Origin of the sequence: Streptomyces sp. 2114.4, from assembly GCF_900187385.1 — a bacterium.
GTDB lineage: Bacteria > Actinomycetota > Actinomycetes > Streptomycetales > Streptomycetaceae > Streptomyces > Streptomyces mooreae.
Genome location: NZ_FYEY01000001.1, coordinates 2,870,680 through 2,887,839 on the forward strand (window position 1 = coordinate 2,870,680; position 17,160 = coordinate 2,887,839).

Here is a 17,160-nt window from a genome sequence, read left to right on the forward strand (position 1 = left end):
GGGGCCTTCCCCCATGCGGGGGGACGCACCCTGCGTGCGGCTCAGATCTGGTGGACCGCGCCCGCCTTGGCGACCTCGACCGGCCCGTCATAGGCCTTCTGGGCGTCGCGGATGCTGAGGGCCGGGTCGGTCCACGGCGGGATGTGGGTCAGCACCAGCCGGCCCGCGCCGGCCCGCTGGGCGATCTCGCCGGCTTCCCGGCCGTTGAGGTGCAGATCCGGGATGTCTTCCTTGCCGTAGGTGAAGGACGCCTCGCACAAGAAGAAGTCGGCGCCCTCGGCAAGGCTCTCCAGCGCGTCGCAGGGACCGGTGTCCCCGGAGTACGTCAGGGACCGGCCGCCGTGTTCGATACGGAAGGCGAAGGACTCCACCGGGTGGCTGACCCGCTCCGTGCGGATCGTGAACGGCCCGATGGTGAAGGTGCCCGGCGTCAGGGTGCGGAAGTCGAAGACCTCGCTCATGGCTCCGTCGTACGGCAGGTCGGCGTGCGCGACGGTCAGCCGGCGCTCGGTGCCGGCCGGACCGTAGACCGGCATCGGCGCACAACGTCCGCCGTCCGGGCGGTAGTAGCGCACCACGAAGTAGCCGCACAGGTCGATGCAGTGATCGGCATGCAGATGCGACAGGAGTACGGCATCCAGGTCATAGAGGCCGATGTGGCGCTGCAGCTCGCCCAGGGCGCCGTTGCCCATATCGAGGAGCAGCCTGAAGCCGTCGGCCTCCAGGAGGTAGCTCGAGCAGGCCGATTCCACGGAAGGGAACGACCCCGAGCATCCGACGACGGTGAGCTTCATAGCGGGCGTGAACCTCCGTGGGCGGGGGCGGCGGTATAGCGGTCTTCCCTGCTCGAACACCCAGGGGGTCGGGGAAGGGTCCATGCCGGGATTCCCGGCGGGTCCTTGCCGGGTGGTGCCGGGTCCTCGGCGGTCGGTGCGGTGCCCCCGAGCGTAAGGCGCAAAGGGGCCCGTGGCTCCTCTGGCGGGGCGAGCTGTGGGCGGAATCACCAGTCTGGGCTGTCGCCCCGTACGCCCGTACGCCCGTGCGCCCCTGCCCCCGCCTACGCGCCCCGGGAGGTTGTGCGACGCGCGCCCCCGAAAGGTCGTACCGGCGCGCCCCGGGAAAACCCTGCCGCCGCGCCCCCAAGGAGAAAGCCCGCCGCCGCGGCAGGAAACCACGACGGCGGACACGTACCGGACCCGGGCACACACGGCCCACCACACGGCCCGCTCCTCCGGCTGATCCCGCTGACCCGCCGGCGCCGGCGACTACGCCCAGAGCTGGCCGTGCAGCGTTTTGATCGCCGCTTCCGTGGACTCGGCGGTGTAGACGCCGGTGGAGAGGTACTTCCAGCCGCCGTCGGCGACGACGAAGACGATGTCGGCGCTCTCCCCCGCCTTGACGGCCTTGTTGCCGACGCCGATCGCCGCGTGCAGCGCCGCGCCGGTGGAGATGCCCGCGAAGATGCCCTCCTCGGCGAGGAGTTCACGGGTCCGGCGGACCGCGTCGTGGGAGCCCACCGAGAAGCGGGTGGTGAGAACGGACTCGTCGTAGAGCTCCGGGATGAAGCCCTCGTCGAGGTTGCGCAGACCGTAGACCACGTCGTCATAGCGCGGCTCGGCGGCGACGATCTGCACGCCGGGGACATGCTCGCGCAGATACCGGCCGACGCCCATCAGGGTGCCGGTGGTGCCCAGACCGGCCACGAAATGGGTCACAGAGGGGAGGTCGGCGAGGATCTCGGGTCCGGTGGTGGCGTAGTGCGCACCGGCGTTGTCGGGGTTCCCGTACTGGTAGAGCATCACCCAGTCGGGGTGCTCGGCGGACAGCTCCTTGGCCACCCGGACGGCCGTGTTGGAGCCGCCCGCCGCGGGTGAGGAGATGATCTCGGCGCCCCACATGGCCAGCAGTTCGCGCCGCTCGGAGGAGGTGTTCTCCGGCATGACGCACACGATGCGGTAGCCCTTGAGCTTGGCCGCCATGGCGAGCGAGATGCCGGTGTTGCCGCTGGTGGGTTCGAGGATGGTGCAGCCGGGGGTGAGCCGGCCGTCCTTCTCGGCCTGTTCGATCATGTGCAGCGCGGGCCGGTCCTTGACCGAGCCCGTGGGGTTGCGGTCCTCCAGCTTCGCCCAGATGCGGACGTCGCCGGAGGGTGACAGGCGCGGGAGGCGGACGAGAGGGGTGTTCCCGACCGCCGCCAGCGGGGAGTCGTACCGCATCAGCGCATGCCCCCCGCCCGCCACCCGACCGCCACCCCTGCCGGACGGGACTGCGTCCCGGCGCCTCCTGCCACCGCCGGGAGGATCGTCACGCTGTCGCCGTCGGCGAGCTTCGTGGAGATGCCTTCCAGGAAGCGGACGTCCTCGTCATTGAGGTAGACGTTCACGAAGCGGCGCAGCTGCTCGCCGTCGACCAGGCGCTCGCGGATGCCGGTGTGCCGGCTCTCCAGGTCGGTGAAGAGGTCGGCAAGGGTCTCTCCGCTGCCCTCGACGGCCTTCTCGCCGTCGGTGTAGGTGCGCAGGATGGTGGGGATTCGGACCTCGATGGCCATGGGAGTGCTCCTGTCCAGATGCGGTGGCGGGGCGGTGCGTCCCGGGTGCACGGCGTTACGGCGGCCGGGAGGGCGTCGGGTGACGCCGGAAGTGCGGGGCTCTGCGGGCAGCGCGCGCCGCGCGCCCTGACGGGCCGGCTCAGGCGGCGGCGCAGCGCGGACAGATGGCGCTGGAAAGGCGGCACAGATCGACGTGCAGCCGTGCGGCTCCGCAGCCGAACGCGCCCAGCAGTGCGGTTGCGGAGCGACGTATGGCGAGCGGAGCGAGCAGCAGCGTGCCCGGCCTCTTCTCGCTCACGTCGTGGTCAACCATGCGGTCATCGTATCGATTCCCGGTCCGGGTATTGGAACCTCGTCCCATCATGCGGACGATTGGTGTACACCAGGTGGGACGACCTCAGGAGTAGGCCGCCACGACCTCGACTTCTTCCTCGGTGACCGCGCCGTCCACGATCCGGTACGAGCGGAACTGGAAGGGCCCGGCATCGTCGGTGTCGGCGGTGGAGACCAGGACATAGTGGGCGCCGGGCTCGTTCGCGTAGGAGATGTCGGTGCGCGAGGGGTAGGCCTCGGTGGCGGTGTGCGAGTGGTAGATGATCACCGGCTCCTCGTCCCGGTCGTCCATCTCGCGGTAGAGCTTGAGCAGGTCGGCGGAGTCGAATTCGTAGAACGTGGGCGACCGGGCCGCGTTCAGCATCGGGATGAACCGCTCGGGGCGGCCGCTGCCCGCCGGGCCGGCGATCACGCCGCAGGCCTCGTCGGGGTGGTCCTGGCGGGAGTGCTCGACGATCTGGTCGAAGAGCGCCTTGGTGAGGGTCAGCATGGCGCCAAGAATAAACAGCGGGCCCGCGCGTACCGAAGAGTGGTACGCGCGGGCCCGCATGCTGGACGCCGAGGGGACGCGCCCCGTTCCGTCCGGGTGGTGCCTCAGCCGTTGGTGTCCTTGGCGGAGGCGTCCTGCGGCGCCGCGCCGGCCGTCAGGCCGTTCGCCGCGTCCCGCCGCTTGATGCAGAGGTAGCCCACGCCCAGGATGAGCGCCCACACGGGAGCCGCGTAGAGCGAGATCCGGGCGTCCTTGTCGACGCCCATCATCACGATCACCATGGCGATGAAGGCCAGCGCGAAGAGAGAGGTGTAGGGGCTGCCGGGGGCCTTGAACTCGGACTGCGGCAGCTCGCCGCGGTTCGCCTTGGCGCGGTAGCGCAGCTGCGAGGCCAGGATGACGATCCACGCCCACATACCGGAGATGGTGGCGAAGGAGACGACGTAGTTGAACGCCTCGCCGGGCCACTGGTAGTTGATGTAGACGCCGAAGAGCATCATCGCGACCGAGACGCCGGTGCCCCAGGTGGGCAGGCCGTTCTTGCTGAGCTTGGTGAAGAACTTCGGGCCCTGGCCGTTGAGCGCGAGGTCGCGCAGCATCCGGCCGGTGGAGTACATGCCGGAGTTGGCCGAGGAGAGCGCGGCGGTCAGCACGACGAAGTTGACGATGCCGGCACCGGCCGGCAGGCCGATCTGCTGGAAGGCGGCGACGAAGGGGCTGACGCCCGGCTTGAAGACCGTCCAGCTGACGACGGACAGGATGATGATCAGCGCACCGATGTAGAAGAGGCCGATCCGCCACGGCACGGTGTTGATCGCCTTGGGCAGGACCTTCTTCGGGTTGGTCGCCTCGCCCGCGGTCACGCCGACGAGCTCGACGGCGAGGAAGGCGAACATCACGATCTGCAGCGTCATCAGCGTGCCGCCGATGCCCTTGGGGAAGAAGCCGCCGTGGGACCACAGGTTGGTGAAGGAGGCGGTGTCACCGGCGTCGGAGAAGCCGAGGGTGATCACGCCGAGGCCGATCAGGATCATGCCGATGATCGCGGTGACCTTGACCATCGAGAACCAGAATTCCAGCTCACCGAAGATCTTCACGGAGATCAGGTTGATGCCGAAGAGTGCGCAGGTGAAGACGAGGGCCGCGGCCCACTGCGGTATGCCCTTGTTCCAGTACTGCACGTACGTGGCGGCGGCGGTCACTTCGGTGATGCCGGTGACGACCCAGAACAGCCAGTACGTCCAGCCGGTCACAAAGCCGATGAAGGGGCCGAGGAATTCCCGTCCGTACTCCGAGAACGATCCGGAGACGGGCCGGTACATGAGCAGCTCGCCCAGGGCCCGCATGATGAAGAAGATGACCAGACCGACGATGGCGTAGGCGAGGATGATGCTCGGCCCTGCCATCGAGATCGCCTTGCCGGCTCCGAGGAAGAGCCCGGTACCGATGGCGCCGCCAATGGCGATCATCTGGATCTGACGGTTTCCCAGACCCCGCTGATAGCCCTCTTCGGGGGCCGTCCCAGCTGCCTCATCGCCGTCGTGCTGCTTGTCGACCTGCACAGAGGTCATGTGTGGTGCGCCTTTCTCCATACCGACCCGGTCTGTCCGGATCGGATCCCGATCCCCCGGATGGAGTTCCTGCACGCCGACGGTCGGCCGGCAGTAGCGCTCCCGCGGCGACAGGGGTGGCGTCGCTCACGGCAGGTCGTGAACATGTATCACGGCGTCTCTCGGACCGCCTAGGGATGGCGTGAATCAAACCACGAGAGAAAGCGGACAAGGGCCCTGAAGTGCCGCAATTCACATGGCCGAGGTGATGCGATCGTTATCCGGATTTGAGCATCCGCTGAGCGAACACAGCGGTAACAACAGGGGTGGAACGCCCTGTTTTCAGCCCATCAGAGAGTCGACAAGCGTCTCCTGGAGCCCACCGAGCCAGAGGTAGGCCATCACCATCGGCTTGCGCGGATCGCTGTCCGGGAGCCGCAGCAGTTCTCCGCCATCTTCTTCATCGGTTACTTCAAGCCGGGTTCCGATGGCCAGCCTGAGGTCGTTGAGGGCCCCCAGCCACTGCCGGCACTCACCGGCGTCGAGGCGGAGCAGCGCACTGTCACCGGCGGGCGCCAGGCCGTCCAGCGCGCGGATCAGCGCCAGGGCGTCCTCGCGCTTGCGCGCGCGCAGATCGTTCTCGGTGTAGCGGCGGAATTCGGCGGAGGCGGCGCGCACATCGTCGTCGGGGACGAGGTCGGGTCCGCCGTAGGCGTCGGGGAAGAGGCGGGCCAGCACCGGGTCGGCGGGCGGCTCGCTGGGGCCGTCGTTGAAGATCGACGCCAGCAGGTCGTCGCTCTCGCTCCCCCCGGCCTCCTCGCCCGGACCGAGCAGCTCCATCAGCTGGACGGCGAGGCTGCGCAGGATGGAGATCTCGACCTCGTCGAGGGGGACGACGGCGCCGCCCCCGGGCTGCGGCTCGAAGTGCCCGGTCATCGGCGGTCCTGCTGAAGGGTCGCCCACAGGCCGTAGCCGTGCATGGCCTGCACGTCGCGCTCCATTTCCTCGCGGCTGCCGCTGGAGACCACCGCGCGTCCCTTGTGATGGACGTCGAGCATCAACTGGTGCGCCTTGTCCTTGGAGTAGCCGAAGTACGACTGGAACACGTACGAGACGTAGCTCATGAGGTTGACCGGGTCGTTGTGGACGATCGTGACCCACGGGACGTCGGGTTCGGGGACCTCGAAGGGGGCCTCGCTCGACTGGGGGCGCTCGGTCTCGACCGGGACACTGAGGGTGCAGCGATGCGGCCGGAGCGTGATCGTGGGTGACGGGTGGGCGCTCACAGGCCCCATGCTGCCACCCGGGGGCGGGCGACGCACAAATGCCCCTCGCGCGGGCCGCGTCGGCGAGGGGGACCCGGCGCCGGCGGGCGGTCTTTTGTCGCCCCCGGAGCACTATCGTCAAAGTGACGAGTATTGGGGGTAGCATCGTCCCCATGAACACAGCAGACCTGGGGCTGCCGGTGGCCGTGCCGTCGACTGCGCTCTTCACCGACCAGTACGAACTCACCATGCTGCAGGCCGCGTTGCGGTCCGGCACCGCGGACCGGCGGTCGGTCTTCGAGGTCTTCACCCGCCGGCTGCCCGAGGGCCGCCGCTACGGCGTGGTGGGCGGCACCGGCCGGGTGCTGGACGCGGTGGAGAACTTCCGCTTCGACGAGACGATCCTCGGCTTCCTGCGCGAGCGCGCCATCCTCGACGAGCCGACGCTCGCCTGGCTGGCCGACTACCGCTTCCGCGGCGACATCTGGGGCTACCCGGAGGGCGAGGTCTACTTCCCCGGCTCCCCTCTCATGCGCGTCGAGGGCACCTTCGCCGAGGCGGTCCTCCTGGAGACGGTGATCCTCTCGATCCTCAACCACGACTCCGCGGTGGCCGCGGCCGCCTCCCGGATGTCGGTGGCGGCCGGCCCGCGCCCGCTGATGGAGATGGGCGCCCGGCGCACCCATGAGCTCGGCGCGGTGGCCGCGTCCCGTGCCGCCTATGTCGGCGGCTTCCACACCACCTCCGACCTGGCGGCCGGCTTCCGCTACGGCATCCCCACCGTGGGCACCAGCGCGCACGCCTTCACCCTGCTGCACGACACCGAGCGGGACGCCTTCACCGCGCAGGTCGACAGCCTGGGCAACGGGACGACCCTGCTCGTGGACACCTTCGACGTCGCCGAGGCGGTGCGCACCGCGGTGGAGGTGGCCGGCCCGGATCTCGGCGCCGTCCGGATCGACTCCGGCGATCTGCTGCTGATCGCCCACCGGGTGCGCCAGCAGCTCGACGAGCTGGGCGCCACCAAGACCAAGATCGTGGTCACCAGCGATCTGGACGAGTACGCCATCGCCTCGCTGGCCGCCGCGCCGGTGGACGCGTACGGCGTCGGCACCCAGCTGGTGACCGGCAGCGGGCACCCGACCTGCTCGATGGTCTACAAGCTGGTCGCCCGCGCCGACAGCGAGGAGCCGGGCGCCCCGCTGCTGCCGGTCGCGAAGAAGTCGATGGGCGCCAAGAGCTCGCTCGGCGGCCGTAAATGGGCCGCGCGCCGGCTGGACGAGGACGGGGTGGCCACCGCCGAGGTCATCGGCACCGGCACCATCCCGGCGGATCTGGCCGACCGGCAGCTGCTGGTGCCGCTGGTGAGCGCCGGCACGGTGGTGGCCCGCGAGCCGCTGGACGCCGCCCGCGCCCGGCACATCGCCGCCCGCGGCCGGCTGCCGCTGTCGGCGACCCAGCTCTCCCGCGGTGAACCCGTGCTGGCGACCGAGTACGTCTGACGACTGCGCCGTGCCCGGCATCCGCCGCACTGCCGGGCTCCGCACCACTCCCGCAATCCCCCTCCAGTGGCTACCCTCGGTCACACCACCCCGCTCCGCGCCCCTCCCCCGATTCCAGCCGGAAGGCACGCACCATGCACCGGGCATTGATCGTCGTTGATGTGCAGAACGACTTCTGCGAGGGCGGCAGCCTCGCGGTGGCGGGGGGTGCGGATGTGGCGGCGGCGATCACCGATCTGATCGGCCAGACGGCCGGCGGCTGCTACCGCCATGTCGTGGCCACCCGGGATCACCACATCGATCCCGGCGACCACTTCTCCGCCACCCCCGACTACGAGACCTCCTGGCCGGTGCACTGCGTGGCCGGCACCGAAGGCAGCGGCTTCCACCCCAATTTCGCCCCGGCACTCGCCTCCGGCGCCATCGACGCGGTCTTCGACAAAGGCGCCCACACCGGCGCCTACAGCGGTTTCGAGGGCGCGGACGAGAACGGCACCCCGCTCGCCGACTGGCTGCACGCGCACCGGGTCACCGAGGTCGACGTGGTCGGCATCGCCACCGATCACTGCGTACGGGCCACCGCGCTGGACGCGCTCCGCGCCGGGCTGCGCACCCATGTCCTGCTGGACCTGACCGCCGGGGTGGCCGCGCACACCACCGAACGGGCGCTTCAGGAGCTGCGGGCGGCCGGCGCCGAGCTGACCGGCAAGCCGGTGCTCCTCGGCGGCTGAAGGGCGTGTCCCGGGTCAGGTGCGCTGATCCAGGACACGCCCTTCAGGCGCTCGCGGGGCCCGTCAGGCGGCCGAGGCCGGGCGGTCCTCGTCGTCCGGGCCCTCCTCCCGCAGCGGGCGGGCCGGGTTCCGCAGCAGCGCCCGTATCGGGTGCCACGACTCGGTGTCGTCCTCCGGGGCCTCGCGCCAGACCAGGCCGTCCGGATGGTGCAGGACGGCCGTGACCTCGTCGGGTGTGGGCGGCTTGGAGTTGCCGCGCAGGTAGACGGCGCGCAGGCCGAGGTTGCGCAGCCTGGTCAGGGCGCGCTGGCGGTTCGCGGCATGGACCAGGACCCGCACCCGGCATCCGCAGTCGTAGAGGCCGCCCCGCGCCCCGTGGGGCGGCCTGGGCAGCGACAGGGCGACCACCACGCTTCCGCCGGGAAGCCTGGTGAAACCGCCACCGGACATCGTCATATCTCCCCCCGTGAGACTTCGCGTCAACAAGGAACTGTAGAACGCATCTAAACGCGAATCGGCCGCCGCCCGCTAGGGGGCGGCGGCCGCATAGCTACTGACCTGCGATTTTACCTTTTACTTACCGGCAGGGCCCACCTGAATCGTCACCGTGGAGCCGTCCCGGGCCTCCTTGGCGATCTTGATCCGGGTGTTGGTGTCAGGGACGATCACACCACCGGTCGGGTTGGCCTTGTCGTAGTAGACGCCGTGCCGGTCGTCGAAGAGCGTCACGCCCTTCTTCGAGGTGATCTTGACCTCCTTGCCGTCCCGGTGGAGGGTCAGCGCGTCGGTCGGGAACCGCGTGAAGGTCGAGTCGTAGCTCTGGAAGCGGTTGCGCATCAGCTTGCCGTCGGCCCAGTGCTCGGCCTTGGGGTGCGCGTCGACCGGCAGGATCTGCCCGTAGCCGGGGTGCTGGCCGACGTTGTTGTCCGGCTGCGAGGTGTCCCACAGCCAGATCAGCACGCCGTTCTGGTACGGGAAGTGCTCCACCCAGTCCGGCTTGGCCGTGGTCCAGCCGAAGTTGTACGGGCCGACCTTGAGGGTCTTGTCGTACGACACGTACTGGCGGTTCTCGGCGATGTAGTACTGCGGGTAGGACTTGGTGAACGAGGCCCCGATCCGCGAGAAGCCCTTGCTGGTCCAGCCGTTGTCGCCGCTCTCGGCGTTGTCACTGAACAGCGGCGTGCCGTCGGCGGTCACGCTGATGGTGTCGGCCGCGAAGCCCTTACCGGAGGTGCCGCCGTCGGTCTGGTAGCGGAAGCGCAGGGCGATCTTCTTGCCCGCGTAGGCGTCCAGCGGGTAGGCGAGGTCCTGGTAGGCGGCCACGGTGCCGGTCAGGGCGGGCTTGTCGCTGCCGTCGCGCGGGATGGCCTTGCCGCCCGCGGTGCCGTCCAGCGCCGTCCAGTTGTTGCCGCCGTCGGTCGAGACCTCGGCGTAGAGGTAGTCGTAGTCCTTCTCGATGTCCCACCAGCCCTTGAGGCCCAGGGACGCCTTGGACTTGCCGGTGAGGTCCACCTGCCGGGTCAGGGTGTTCTTCAGGTCGTCGCCCCTGCCGCCCCACCACTGGTGCGAGCCCTCGGCGGGCTGGACGACCTCGGTCTTGACCTGCTTGGCGGGCAGGGTGACGACCACTGCCTGCTTGTTCTTGGTGTTGTACTCGGAGACGCCCAGCTTGTAGGAGGACTTGGCCGCGGCCTTCGCCTTGCCGTAGTTGAGCCAGCCCAGCTGCAGCTTGTCCCAGGCGCTCATGTCACCGGGCAGGTTGCCGATGCTGTCCTTACCGGTGCCGAGCCAGGAGCCGCCCGACATCAGCGACCAGAAGTCCACGGAGGATTCGCCGGTGCCGGAGGTGTCGTACTCGTCCGGCAGCCCCAGGTCGTGACCGTACTCATGGGCGAAGACGCCGAGTCCGCCGTTCTCCGGCTGCATGGTGTAGTCGCCGACCCAGATCCCGGTGTCGCCGATCTGGGTGCCACCCGCCTTGTTGGCACCCGGGCCGGTCTTGCCCGCGTCGGTGCCGTAGGCGTACCAGCGGTGTGCCCAGAGAGCGTCGGTCTTCTGGACGCCGCCACCGGCGGACTCGTCCTCGCCGGCGTGCACGATCTGGAAGTGGTCGATGTAGCCGTCGGGCTCGTTGAAGTTGCCGTCGCCGTCGTGGTCGTAGCGGTCCCACTGGTCGTACTTGGCGAGGTCGGCCTTGATCTGGGCGTCGGTACGGCCCTTGGCCTTCTGGTCCTTGGCCCACTGGTTGACGCCGTCGCGGATCAAGTCCCAGACGTTGTTGCAGTTGTGCTGGCCACAGTAGTTGGAGCCGTAACGGGCCTCGTTCGCATCGACCTTGACCCAGTCGGAGACCTCGCCGTCGACCGAGTAGCGGCCCGAGGACTGCTTCTCGTAGTACTTCGCCAGCGACTGCTTCTTCTTGTCGTGGGAGAAGTAGAGGTCCTGGAAGTGCTTCTGGTTGAAGTCCTTCTGCCAGGCCGTGCTGTTGTCCTTGGCACGGTCCGGCTGGGCTATCCGGTTGTGTGCCGGGCCGGGGTCGCCGCCGTACTTCTTCACCGGCGGCAGGGGGCCGTCGCCGTCCGGGTCGTACATCGTGGTGTCATCGACCTTGTCGCCGAAGTCCACCAGGATCGTGAAGATCTTGTCGGTCTTCTTCCGGGCCAGCTCGACGTACTTGCTCTTGCCGAGCTTGACGACCGCGGAACCACCCCGCTCGGTCGGCTTGGCGTCACCGGCGAGGACCTGCTGGAGGGCTTCCTTGCGCTCGGCCGCCTGCCGGTCGCTGAACGGGCCCTTGAGGTCGTGGTCCACGGCCCGCTCGGGGGCCGGGTCATGGCGCCTGGCCACGGGCGAGGGTCCCTGCGCGTCGGCCGCGGCCACCCCCGAAGACAAAGCGGCCGCCCCGATCGCGGCAATTGCCGTGGCCAGGGCGGCCGATCTGAACACCGTTCTGTTGTCTCTCACTTGGCGCTGTCCTCCCCTTCGAACCGGTCACTGTTCGACGGCATTCGACCGGAAGTACGGGGAAAAAGACAGATCTTGACTTGGCCACGTCAGCGAAGTACGTTACTCGGCTCGCGAGTTGCGGCTATCGGACACCGCGTGGCGGCGGCGTTCCGGGTGCCCCCCTCGCCGGGCAGAGGCCCGGTGTATATGCCTGACGGGCATGCGCCCCCGCCCCCAACAGCCATGACGGCACGGGGCATGCACACGGGCGCCGGCGTTGTGCGCCCCCTGTGCACCGGGACCGTGGGTTAGGTCACGCTTACCTGGCGTTCCGTTCGGGCAGTAAGGACCGTAGCCTCGCTTGATGGCGCGCCCTTGACCGAGACCCCCTGCCGACCCTCCGAGGACGGATTCCGCCATGCCTCGTCCGACCCCCGCACAGCTCGCCTACGGTTCGGCCACCGTCTTTCTCTCCACCCTCGCGATGCTGCTGCTCTCGCAGACGCAGACCGGGATCGGGGTCGCGGTCATCGCCATCGCCGGGCTCGGGCTCGGGCTGCTGGTCGCCATGACGGTCCCGATGCCCGGGGTGCCGCGGGTGGTCCGCCGGCATCTCGTACGGGACGAGGCACCCGCCGCGCCCGCCCCGTCCCAGGCCGTACCGACACCGCCCGAGCATCTGACGCCCGTGGCGGCTTCGTCCCCCCGCGCCCCCTGGGGCCGCTTCGCCGAACCGGCCGCCGCCGCCACGGACAGCCGGATCGGCGAGCACTCACGCTGAGGCGGGTACTCCCGCGCCGAGGCGCGCACTCACGCTGAGGCGCGCACTCACGCCGGGACGCGCACACACACCGCAGCGGGCACTCACGCCGCAGCGGGCACTGACGCCGCAGCGGGCACTCACGCCGAGGGGGTTCCAGGCATCGGTGTCTGTGTCGGTGTCGGTGTCTGCGTGGACACCACCACGGTTTTCGCCGCCTTGTCGTGCAGACACTGGTGATACGGCTGGTCCCAGGTACACCACAGGACGTTGACCAGCCAGAAGATAAAGCCGCAGCACGGCACGATCTCCGGCAGCGTATACACCGCGGCCCGGGTCCAGCCCGCCTGCGCGGTGGGGATCGAGCCGTTCGAGAGCATCGCCACCCGGATCTTCATCGCCATCTTGCCGAGGGTCTGGCCGCGGCTGGAGAGCATCAGCCCTTCGTAGATGAGATACGCCAGCATGGTGACACCCGATACCGTCGACTGCCTGCCGGCCTCCACGCTGTCGGTGCTGAAGTAGTCCACCCCGCCGACGATCAGCGTCATGATCACGGATACCGGTACCCCGATGATGATCGCGTCGATGATGCGCGCGACGAGCCGGCGCCCGCGGTTCGCCAACGGCGGCATTCCGGCCAGCGGGTCGGCCGGACCGGGCTGCCCGCCGTAGGGGTCACCGGCATACGGGCCGCTGCCGTACGGGGCGCCCGCGTAGGGCGGCAGGGTGCCACCCGGGGGCGGGCCTCCCGGGGGCGGGGTACCTCCCGGCGGCGGAGTCCCACCCGGGGGCGGGGTCCCACCCGGCGGCGGGCCTCCCGGGGGCGGCGCGCCGCCTTCACCGGCGCCCGTACCGTTGCCGCCCGTACCGTTGCCGCGCGGAGCGTGGTTGCGAGGGGCGCCGTTCTCGCGGGGCGAGCTGTTACGGGGAGCGCCGCCCGCCGGGGGCTCCTGCGGCTTCTTCAGGAACGGGTCGTCCTCCGGCGGCTCACCGGAACCGGGCCGGGGCTGGTCGGTACTCATGGCCCGAGTCGACCCCTTGTCGCCGCCCGCCGCATCCGGCGAAGTCCGTTCGGGGGACGGCTACCGGGCGGCGAGGCGGGCGGCACGGTGAAGACAGGCCCCAGGAGCCTCAGCCCGAGGCGACGAACGTCCGCGCGGCCTTGTCGTGCCAGCACTGGCGCCACGGCCGGTCGAACAGGCACCACAGGACGTTCAGCACGCCGACGACGAGCACGCCGAGCACGCTGTAGACGAACCAGCGCCGCAGCGCCGCCCCGAGGGCCGGGGTGTCATGGCTCTCGATGTCCAGGACCCGTACGCCGCACAGCTTCTTGCCCAGGGTGCGGCCCCACTTGAGGGTCGGCAGCACCTCGTAGAGCGCACCGCCGAGCAGCAGGACGGCCAGGATCGTGGCGAAGACCGGGATGGTGGTGCCGTCGATCAGATAGACCGTCATCTGGCGGCCGGACTGCTTGGCCGCCTCGACCTTGGCGTCGATGTGGTCCGTGACGGTGCTCCACATGGGAACGGCCACCGCGGCGGTGAGCGCCCCCAGCACCAGCGTGTCGATCAGCCGGGCCGCCAGCCTGCGGCCGAGTCCGGCCGGGTGGCCCTGCGCGGCCTGGGCCAGAGCCGAGAACGGATCGGCGGCGGCCGGCGGCTTCCAGGGGACGACGCCCTCGGCGTCGGCGCCCTGCGCGCCGGATCCGGCCGGTGCGGCACCGCCCTGCGCCGGGAAGCCGGCCGAGGGGCCGGAAGCCTGCGGGCCGGGGGTCTGCGGGCCAGGGGTCTGCGGGCCAGGGGTCTGCTGCGCCGGGCTCTGCGCGGCGGGACGCGGCGCGGGGCTCGGGGGCGCCTGGTGCTGCGGGGCCTGCGGGGCGGCCTGGTGCTGTGCGGCGGGACTCGGGGGCTGCTGCGGCGCCGGGCGGCTTGGCTGCCCCTTGCCGACGGACGGCAGCGACTGCGGGGAGGCGTCAGCGGGCGCGGCGGACGGGGTCGGGGTGCGGCCGCCGCCCGCGACTCGGATCGCCATGGTCTCGCCGCCCTTGGCGGGCTGCGCGGCGCCGGGCCGTACCGCACGGATCGCGGTGGTGCCCTGGTCCCCGGAGGTGTTGCCGCGGCGGGCGGCCGGGTTCACGGCCCGGATGGCGACGGTCCCGTCGGACGGGCCCTCGGTGCGCGCGGGCGAGGACGCGCCGGGCGCCTCGCCGGCCGGGGCCTGGGCGCCGCCCTGCTCACGCTGCGGCGGCACCCCGCCCCAGGGAGCGGCGCCCGACGGAGTACCGGCGGGCGTCTGGTCCGGTGAGCCCCAGGAGATCCGGCGGTCGGTCTCGGCGCCGTAGCCGCCCTGCCGGGAGGCGTCGGCCTGCCAGGAGGCCGCCGGTTCGGGGCCGGCGCCGTGCAGCCGGGCCGGGCCGTCCCAGCCGGCCGCGGGCCGGGCCTCGACCTCGCCGCTCTGGCGTACGGCCGGCACCGCGGAGCCGCCGGCCGTCCCCTCCTCGTCGAAGAACACCGGTCCGGTCTCCTCGACGGCGGGGGAAGCCGCCGGGGCCACACCGGGCGGCGGTGCGGGCATCGCCTCGCCCTCGGCGGGGGCGGGCCGGCTGGTGCCCGGCACCCATGCGGCACCGTTCCAGTACCGGATGTAGCCGGGGATGGACGGGTCCGGGTAGAAGCCTGGCGTGGGGCTACCGCCGGCGGATCCTGAGGTAGGGGCGCTCATGTCCGAAGTCCCGTATCTGTACTCGGCCTGGTGGGTGTGGGGTGCAGTCTGCCGCAAGGCGGCGTCCACATCTATCAGACCCCGGTTGCGCTCATCCCCATGCCCGCCCACGACCACCTGGAAGAGGCGCGGGAAAAAAGTTGTACGAAGTCGTGTAATGGTCCGGCTCACGGCGCCTCTCTCCTGTGTGCGGGCCCGGTACCGGGTGCCCGCGGGCGCGAGGAGAGGCGGACGTCATGCACACCGTGGTGGAGCGAGAGCTGGAGCTGGGCCTGGTCCTGTCACCGGAGCGGAGTATTCCGGTGCCGGCCCGGCTGACGTACCGGACGGACGACCCGTACGCCGTCCATGTGGCGTTTCATATCGGTTCCCACTCCCCGGTCCGGTGGACCTTCGCCCGCGAACTGCTCGTCGAGGGCGTGTTCCGGCCGTGCGGTGACGGCGACGTACGGGTGTGGCCGACCAAGCTCGACGGGCGCAGCCTGGTCTGTATCGAGCTGGACTCGCCGGACGGCCGGGCGCTGCTGGAGACGCCGGCCCCCGCGGTCTCGGCATGGCTGGAGCGCACGTTGCGGGTGGTGCCGCCGGGGGCCGAGCAGGGGCATCTGGACCTCGACGAAGGACTGAGCGAACTGCTTGCCATGGCGCCGACGGAGGCGGCGGAGGAGCAGTGGCCGGGCGGCCCCCGGCCCTCGGAGGAGCCGCCCGAGCCCGGGGCGTAGCGAGTGGCGGGGCCGCTGCCGCGTGGACCAACGGGGGCGCGCCGGGGCCGGGTTGCGGGCGGCGCCCGGCGTCGCGGCCCGGCGCCGCCCGCCGCGGCCCGCCGCAGGCGCCGTGCTCAGCCGCGGTAGGCCTCCAGCAGCCGCAGCCACACCTCGCTGATCGTCGGGTAGGAGGGCACCGCGTGCCACAGCCGTTCGAGGGGGACCTCGCCGGCCACCGCGACCGTCGCGGAGTGCAGCAGCTCGGCGATCCCGGAGCCGACGAAGGTGGCGCCGAGCAGCACCTCGCGGTCCAGGTCGACGACCATCCGGGCGCGGCCGCGGTAGCCGTCCGCGTACAGGGACGCCCCGGCGACGGCCGCCAGGTCCTGGTCGATCACCCGGGTGCGGTAGCCGGCCTGCTCCGCCGCGGCGGCGGTCAGGCCCACGGAGGCGGCCTCGGGATCGGTGAAGACGACCTGCGGGACGGCGAGACGGTCGGCGGTGGCGGCGTGCGCGCCCCAGCGGTCGGACTCCAGGATCGGGACGCCCCGGGCGCGCGCGGAGATGGCGGCACCGGCGATCCTGGCCTGGTATTTGCCCTGGTGGGTCAGGAGGGCGCGGTGGTTGACGTCGCCGACGCCGTAGAGCCAGCCGCCGGTCACGCCCGTCACCCGGAGGCTGTCGTCGACGTCCAGCCAGGAGCCGGGGGTCAGGCCGACCGTGTCCAGGCCGATGTCCTCGGTGCGCGGGGTCCGGCCGGTGGCGATCAGCAGCTCGTCGGCGACGATCTCGTCCCCGGAGTCCAGCAGGACGGTGACCGGGCCGCCCGGGGCTTCCCGGCGTACCTCGCGCACCTCGACGCCGGTCCGCAGGAAGACCCCGGCCTCGGCGAGCGATTCGGCGACCAGGTGGCCGGCGAACGGCTCCATACGGGGCAGCAGCCCGTCGCCGCGTACCAGCAGCGTCACGGAGGAGCCCAGGGCCCGCCAGGCGGTGGCCATCTCGACGCCCACCACGCCGCCGCCGACCACCACCAGACGGCCCGGTACGGCCTTGGCGCTGGTGGCCTCGCGGCTGGTCCAGGGCCGGGCCTCGGCGAGCCCGGGGACGGGGGGCAGCACCGCGCGGCTGCCGGTGCACACCGCGACCGCGTGCCGGGCGGTGAGCACCTGTCCGCCGTCGACGACCACCCGCCGGGGTCCGGCGAGCCGGCCGTGGCCGCGCACCAGGTCGATGCCGGACGAGTCCAGCCAGCGGACCTGTCCGTCGTCCTTCCAGTAGGAGACGAACTCGTCGCGGTGGGCGAGCACCGCCGGTACGTCCAGGGGCACGTCCGCGGCCTCCTTGAGGCCGGGGACCCGGCGTGCCTCGGCGCGGGCGGTGACCGGGCGCAGCAGGGCCTTGCTGGGCATACACGCCCAGTAGGAGCACTCGCCGCCGACGAGTTCGCTCTCCACGACCACCGCGCTCAGCCCGGCGGCGTGCGCCCGGTCGGCGACGTTCTCGCCGGTCGGCCCCGCCCCCAGCACGATGACGTCATACGCCTCATCAGCGGCTCGGTTCGCTTCGGTCGCTGCCATCGGCTCTCGCTTCCTGCGTGGGCA

At 71.1% G+C, this 17,160-nt stretch carries 17 protein-coding genes; 4 read left to right on the forward strand and 13 right to left on the reverse strand.

Annotated elements, in window-relative coordinates:
- Positions 1 to 41 precede the first annotated feature (41 nt).
- The 8 genes from CFW40_RS12440 to clpS all read right to left on the reverse strand — a co-directional run bounded on the left by CFW40_RS12440 (position 42) and on the right by clpS (position 6,207).
- Positions 42 to 794 carry an MBL fold metallo-hydrolase gene (locus CFW40_RS12440; RefSeq protein WP_088797848.1) on the reverse strand — a complete coding sequence of 251 codons (753 nt, stop codon included), beginning with the start codon at positions 792 to 794 and terminating at the stop codon, positions 42 to 44.
- A 471-nt stretch (positions 795 to 1,265) separates the two neighbouring features.
- Positions 1,266 to 2,216 carry a PLP-dependent cysteine synthase family protein gene (locus CFW40_RS12445; RefSeq protein WP_088802072.1) on the reverse strand — a complete coding sequence of 317 codons (951 nt, stop codon included), beginning with the start codon at positions 2,214 to 2,216 and terminating at the stop codon, positions 1,266 to 1,268.
- On the reverse strand, positions 2,216 to 2,548 hold the full coding sequence (locus tag CFW40_RS12450; protein ID WP_088797849.1) for a MoaD/ThiS family protein: 333 nt from the start codon (positions 2,546 to 2,548) through the stop codon (positions 2,216 to 2,218). The genes CFW40_RS12445 and CFW40_RS12450 overlap by 1 nt, the downstream gene beginning before the upstream one ends.
- A gap of 139 nt (positions 2,549 to 2,687) precedes the next feature.
- Positions 2,688 to 2,861, reverse strand: a complete 174-nt coding sequence (locus CFW40_RS12455) for a putative leader peptide (RefSeq protein WP_371127132.1) — start codon at positions 2,859 to 2,861, stop codon at positions 2,688 to 2,690.
- An 84-nt stretch (positions 2,862 to 2,945) separates the two neighbouring features.
- Entirely contained in the window at positions 2,946 to 3,371 is a 426-nt protein-coding gene (locus tag CFW40_RS12460) for a Mov34/MPN/PAD-1 family protein (protein WP_088802074.1), read from the reverse strand.
- Between the two features lie 104 nt (positions 3,372 to 3,475).
- Positions 3,476 to 4,942: an amino acid permease gene (locus CFW40_RS12465; RefSeq protein ID WP_088797850.1), complete on the reverse strand. Its 1,467-nt coding sequence runs from the start codon at positions 4,940 to 4,942 to the stop codon at positions 3,476 to 3,478.
- A gap of 321 nt (positions 4,943 to 5,263) precedes the next feature.
- Positions 5,264 to 5,857 carry a DUF2017 domain-containing protein gene (locus CFW40_RS12470; protein WP_088797851.1) on the reverse strand — a complete coding sequence of 198 codons (594 nt, stop codon included), beginning with the start codon at positions 5,855 to 5,857 and terminating at the stop codon, positions 5,264 to 5,266.
- Positions 5,854 to 6,207, reverse strand: a complete 354-nt coding sequence (gene clpS, locus CFW40_RS12475) for an ATP-dependent Clp protease adapter ClpS (RefSeq protein ID WP_088797852.1) — start codon at positions 6,205 to 6,207, stop codon at positions 5,854 to 5,856. The genes CFW40_RS12470 and clpS overlap by 4 nt, the downstream gene beginning before the upstream one ends.
- A 152-nt stretch (positions 6,208 to 6,359) precedes the next feature.
- On the opposite strand from clpS, the gene CFW40_RS12480 reads away from it, so the two are divergent.
- Both CFW40_RS12480 and CFW40_RS12485 read left to right on the forward strand, forming a co-directional pair.
- Positions 6,360 to 7,688, forward strand: coding sequence for a nicotinate phosphoribosyltransferase (locus CFW40_RS12480; protein WP_088797853.1), 1,329 nt, complete (start codon positions 6,360 to 6,362; stop codon positions 7,686 to 7,688).
- Positions 7,689 to 7,822: 134 nt separating this feature from the next.
- Positions 7,823 to 8,419: an isochorismatase family protein gene (locus tag CFW40_RS12485; protein ID WP_088797854.1), complete on the forward strand. Its 597-nt coding sequence runs from the start codon at positions 7,823 to 7,825 to the stop codon at positions 8,417 to 8,419.
- A 63-nt stretch (positions 8,420 to 8,482) separates the two neighbouring features.
- Here CFW40_RS12485 and CFW40_RS12490 read toward each other — a convergent pair whose 3' ends face one another.
- Both CFW40_RS12490 and CFW40_RS12495 read right to left on the reverse strand, forming a co-directional pair.
- Positions 8,483 to 8,869: a hypothetical protein gene (locus CFW40_RS12490; protein ID WP_093493701.1), complete on the reverse strand. Its 387-nt coding sequence runs from the start codon at positions 8,867 to 8,869 to the stop codon at positions 8,483 to 8,485.
- Between the two features lie 123 nt (positions 8,870 to 8,992).
- On the reverse strand, positions 8,993 to 11,383 hold the full coding sequence (locus CFW40_RS12495; protein WP_088797856.1) for an immune inhibitor A domain-containing protein: 2,391 nt from the start codon (positions 11,381 to 11,383) through the stop codon (positions 8,993 to 8,995).
- A 400-nt stretch (positions 11,384 to 11,783) separates the two neighbouring features.
- Here CFW40_RS12495 and CFW40_RS12500 point away from each other — a divergent pair, with 400 nt between their 5' ends.
- The gene (locus tag CFW40_RS12500) at positions 11,784 to 12,146 is read left to right on the forward strand and encodes a hypothetical protein (protein WP_088797857.1); all 363 of its coding nucleotides are present in this window, start codon (positions 11,784 to 11,786) and stop codon (positions 12,144 to 12,146) included.
- Positions 12,147 to 12,265: 119 nt separating this feature from the next.
- On the opposite strand, the gene CFW40_RS38680 is transcribed toward CFW40_RS12500, so the two are convergent.
- Positions 12,266 to 13,150: an RDD family protein gene (locus CFW40_RS38680; RefSeq protein ID WP_176956516.1), complete on the reverse strand. Its 885-nt coding sequence runs from the start codon at positions 13,148 to 13,150 to the stop codon at positions 12,266 to 12,268.
- Between the two features lie 109 nt (positions 13,151 to 13,259).
- Complete coding sequence (locus CFW40_RS12510) at positions 13,260 to 14,852, reverse strand: RDD family protein (RefSeq protein ID WP_088797858.1); 1,593 nt, start codon at positions 14,850 to 14,852, stop codon at positions 13,260 to 13,262.
- Positions 14,853 to 15,088: 236 nt separating this feature from the next.
- Between CFW40_RS12510 and CFW40_RS12515 the strand changes: the two genes are divergently transcribed.
- A complete protein-coding gene (locus CFW40_RS12515; RefSeq protein ID WP_088797859.1) occupies positions 15,089 to 15,574 on the forward strand; it encodes an SsgA family sporulation/cell division regulator in 486 nt (161 codons plus the stop codon).
- A 116-nt stretch (positions 15,575 to 15,690) separates the two neighbouring features.
- Here CFW40_RS12515 and CFW40_RS12520 read toward each other — a convergent pair whose 3' ends face one another.
- The gene (locus CFW40_RS12520) at positions 15,691 to 17,136 is read right to left on the reverse strand and encodes an NAD(P)/FAD-dependent oxidoreductase (RefSeq protein ID WP_088797860.1); all 1,446 of its coding nucleotides are present in this window, start codon (positions 17,134 to 17,136) and stop codon (positions 15,691 to 15,693) included.
- Positions 17,137 to 17,160: the final 24 nt, after the last annotated feature.